The sequence below is a fragment of the Halomonas sp. AOP7-E1-9 genome, from assembly GCF_052376035.1.
Taxonomy (GTDB): domain Bacteria; phylum Pseudomonadota; class Gammaproteobacteria; order Pseudomonadales; family Halomonadaceae; genus Vreelandella; species Vreelandella citrativorans.
Genome location: NZ_JBQSVC010000068.1, coordinates 1 through 3,929 on the forward strand (window position 1 = coordinate 1; position 3,929 = coordinate 3,929).

General features: G+C 58.3%; 3 protein-coding genes. All 3 read left to right on the forward strand.

Translation table 11 applies throughout. The features are described 5' to 3' along the window. Nucleotides 1-448 (forward strand): BrxA family protein (locus ACT3R4_RS18180; protein WP_496201287.1); only part of this gene is annotated, 448 nt, incomplete at its 5' end. Between the two features lie 43 nt (nt 449-491). Continuing rightward, nucleotides 492-1,181, forward strand: coding sequence for a DUF1788 domain-containing protein (locus ACT3R4_RS18185; RefSeq protein WP_496201286.1), 690 nt, complete (start codon nt 492-494; stop codon nt 1,179-1,181). 75 nt (nt 1,182-1,256) lie between these two features. Then, nucleotides 1,257-3,929, forward strand: a 2,673-nt coding sequence (brxC, locus tag ACT3R4_RS18190; protein WP_496201285.1) for a BREX system P-loop protein BrxC, incomplete at its 3' end; no start/stop codon positions are given.

A 3,929-nucleotide genomic window follows, 5' to 3' on the forward strand; every position in this document is an offset into this window, starting at 1 on the left:
GGCAAAACGCATAGCCCAGGCGATTCGCAAACGCCTTGAGCGCCTGGAGCCGCCATTCTGGCAAGCGCTAAGTCACGGCGACGAACAGCTGGCCACCCAAGTCGCATTCTGTGCGGCACTGGCCCGCAATCTGTTATTGCTGGAGTTCCTGGAAAGCGTAGTGGCCGATGCGTTTGTGACCCGCGCTGAAGCTCTGCAGCCCTATCTGTGGGAAGAGTTTCTTACCGAGCGCACCGAGCGCGACCCGACCATAGCCCGCTGGGCTGATTCCTCACGCAAAAAGATGGGGCAAGTAGTCTTTCGCATGCTATGCGAAGTAGGCTTAATAACAGACAATCGTCATCGTCGAATACAACCGCTGGTGGTTCGCCACGATGTTCTGGCACTGCTTGAACGTCATCGTCAGGACAGAATCCGCCACTGCCTGCTCGCCTTGCGCCCTCGCTAAGCACTTTCGCGCCGTCTACGGGAGTGTCTTGAGGGGGGCGGTAGTGTGCCCGGCACAGAATACCCCGCGCACTTGCGGACAAAAATTTGCCCAGATCCCGCACAGTCATGTCAGGAACAAGCCATTGCCTTCATTACAACAAGCCACGTCGAATCCGATTGATGATCAGCTGCGCGATCGTCTTAATCAGATTCCGGAGAAGATCACCAGCGAGGCTTTTCTTTCGGGCCAAAGGCTGAGTGGCGAAATCGGCTTCTGGATCTTCGACTACCCGCCAGAAAAAGAACTTCAGGTACGTGAGTACCTGACATTTCTGGACGACCTGCTGGCCCGCCAGCACGCGGAGTTAAAGGTCGATCACGTCAACCTGCTGAGTGTACTGCGTGATTATCTGCAAGAGCGTGGCTTTCTGGATAAAGCCATTGCCATGCAGCAGGCCAAGGGTGATGCCGCTTTGCTCAAGGCGCTGCGCGGTCCGTTACACATGGACAAGTTTTCCCCTTACCTGCTCCGACACGCTCTGTCGGATAATCCTGATATGGTGCTGATATCCGGCGTGGGCAGCGTCTGGCCGCTGATGCGGGCCCACAGCCTGCTTAACGCCTTGCATAGCAAGCTGGGGCACAAGCCATTGGTGCTTTTCTATCCCGGCGGTTACGACGGCCAACAACTGACGCTATTCAACCGCGTGACCAGCAACCCGTATTACCGCGCATTCCAGCTCGCACCATAAATAAAAATGCAGGAGCAGCGCAGCTTTTATTCCATAAATTCAGGCCCTTGAGTCCAGGAAGGAACCGATACCCCCATGCAGATTCAGGATCTTTTTCTCAAGCCGTTGCACCGCGCCATCAATGGCGTAGTAAAAGCGGATCAGAAAGACCGTGAAACCGTCTACCAGGAACTCGATGAGTACGTGGTGACCAACGAGTTGGAGACGCATTTCCGCGCCTTCTTCGAGTCCTATGCCACGCCGCTGAATGATCCCTCCATCGCCAACCGTGTCGGCGTCTGGGTCTCGGGCTTCTTCGGGTCGGGTAAGTCGCACTTCCTCAAGGCGTTGTCCTATCTGCTGGCCAACATCGAGGCCGAAGACGAGGCCGGTAACCGCCGCCGCGCTGCCGAGTTTTTTGATGAGCACAAGCTGCACGATGCGATGATTCGCGCCGACGTCACCAAGGCGGTGCAGCAGCCCGCTGATGTCATCCTGTTCAACATCGACAGCAAGGCCAGTTCCAACGACGACGGCAACCCGATCCTCAACGTCTTCCTTCGCGTGTTCAACGAATACCAGGGCTTCAGCGGTGATCACCCGCATATCGCCCACATGGAACGCCATCTGGCCCAGCGCGGTATGTTGGAGCGCTTTCGTGAGGCATTCCAGCAGTCCAGTGGCATGGCCTGGGAAGACGAGCGCGATGGCTACCAGTTCTATCAGGACGATATCGAGCAGGCGCTTAGCCAGGTGCTGAATCTCTCGCCGGATGCTACCCACAAATGGTTTGAGGGATCCGAGCAAAGCTTCAGCGTCTCGGTGGAGAACTTCTGCCGCTGGGTGAAAGACTACCTGGACGCCAAGTCCCCGACTCAACGCATCGTCTTCATGGTGGATGAAGTGGGCCAATTCATCGGCAGCGATACCCGCCTGATGCTGACCCTGCAAACGCTGACCGAGAACCTGGGCACCATCTGCGGCGGTCGCGCCTGGATCGTGGTCACCTCTCAGGCTGACATGGACGCCGTGCTGGGCGAAATGACCGCCGCCAAGGCCAACGACTTCTCCAAGATCGCCGGACGCTTCAAGACCCGCCTGTCGCTGTCCAGCTCAAACTCCGACGAAGTCATCCGCAAGCGGCTGCTGGCCAAGACGCCTGAAGCCGCTGACGAGCTCGCCCGGGTATATGACGAACAAGGCACCATTTTACGCAACCAGCTGACCTTCGACCGCTCCGGCCCCACGCTCAGAAATGTCGACGGCCAGGACAGCTTCGTAGCCAACTACCCCTTCGTGCCGTACCACTTTCAGCTGGTTCAGAAAGTCTTCGAAGAAATCCGTAAGGTCGGGGCCACCGGTGCTCACCTGGCCTACGGCGAGCGCTCGATGCTCGACGCCTTCCAGATGGCCGCCAAGTCGGTCAGCGACCAACCCATCGGCACCCTGATACCCATGCACCGCTTCTACCGCGCGGTGGAAGGCTTTCTGGATACCGCCGTCAAACGCACCATCGACCAGGCCAGCGAAAACCGTGCCCTGGAAGCGTTCGACGTGGAGATCCTGCGCACCCTGTTCATGATCCGTTACGTCGATCTGGTCAAGGGCACGCTGGACAACCTGGTGACGCTTTCCATCACCCGCATCGACGACGACCGCTTGGCAATTCGCGAGCGCCTGGAAGCCACTCTGGCGCGGCTGGAAAAAGAAAGTTTGGTCACTCGCAACGGGGAAGAATTCCTGTTCCTCACCAACGAAGAGCGCGACATCACGCGCCAGATCAAGGCTACCGAGATCACCAGCAGCGATGAAAACAAACTACTGGCCGAGATGATCTATCGCGACCGCCTGGGCGACCGCAACAAGTACCGCTATCCGCTCAATAAAACCGACTACAGCATTGGCCGCTACCTGGACGGCCACACCATTGATGGCCGCCTGAAGGGTCAACTCCGCGTGGAAGTGGTATCGCCGCTGGATATCGACTACACGCACCGCTACTCGGTGCACAGCGGTGAGGCGGGCTGCCTCCATCGCAGTGGAGAAGACAGCGGTCAGGTGCTGTTTCGCCTGGGTGACAACAAGGCCTTCTTCGATGATCTTCGCACCTATCTAAAGACCGAGAAATTCATCCGGCTGAATACCGCCTCGGGCGATAACAGCATCGAGCGCATTCTGGCCGACCGTGGCCGAGAAAACCTGGAGCGACGCAAGCATCTGTTGGTACGACTGGAAGGCATGCTGCTGGATGCCGACGTTTACGCCCTGGGCCAGAAGCTCGACCTCAACCGCAGCCAGCTTGGCAGCCGCCTGGATGACGCCTGCCAGTATCTGTTGGAAAACACCTACAGCAAACTGGGCTACCTGCAACAGCTCACGCCAGACCCCATGCGCGAGCTTGTCGCCGTAATGACCGCCGACAATATCGGCCAGCAGGCCATCGACCTGGACGGCGAGGAAGGCAACCCCCAGGCAGTACGTGAAGTCGAGCAGTACATCAGCCTGCATGGTAGCGAGCCAGTGCCACTTAATCCGCTGTTGGAGCGCTTCAGTAACCGACCCTTCGGCTGGCCGACAGAAGAAACCCTGCTGATCCTGGGGCGGCTGTATGCCGCCGGACGCCTCAGCTTTCATACCGCAGGCCCGGCACTGTCTGGAAAGGACGCCTTCGAGCTGCTCAACAACAGCCGCCGGCGCAGTGAAGTCAGAATCCAGAAGAAGCGCCAGACCGACGATGCCGTGTTGCGTCAGGTGCGTAATCTCACCAAG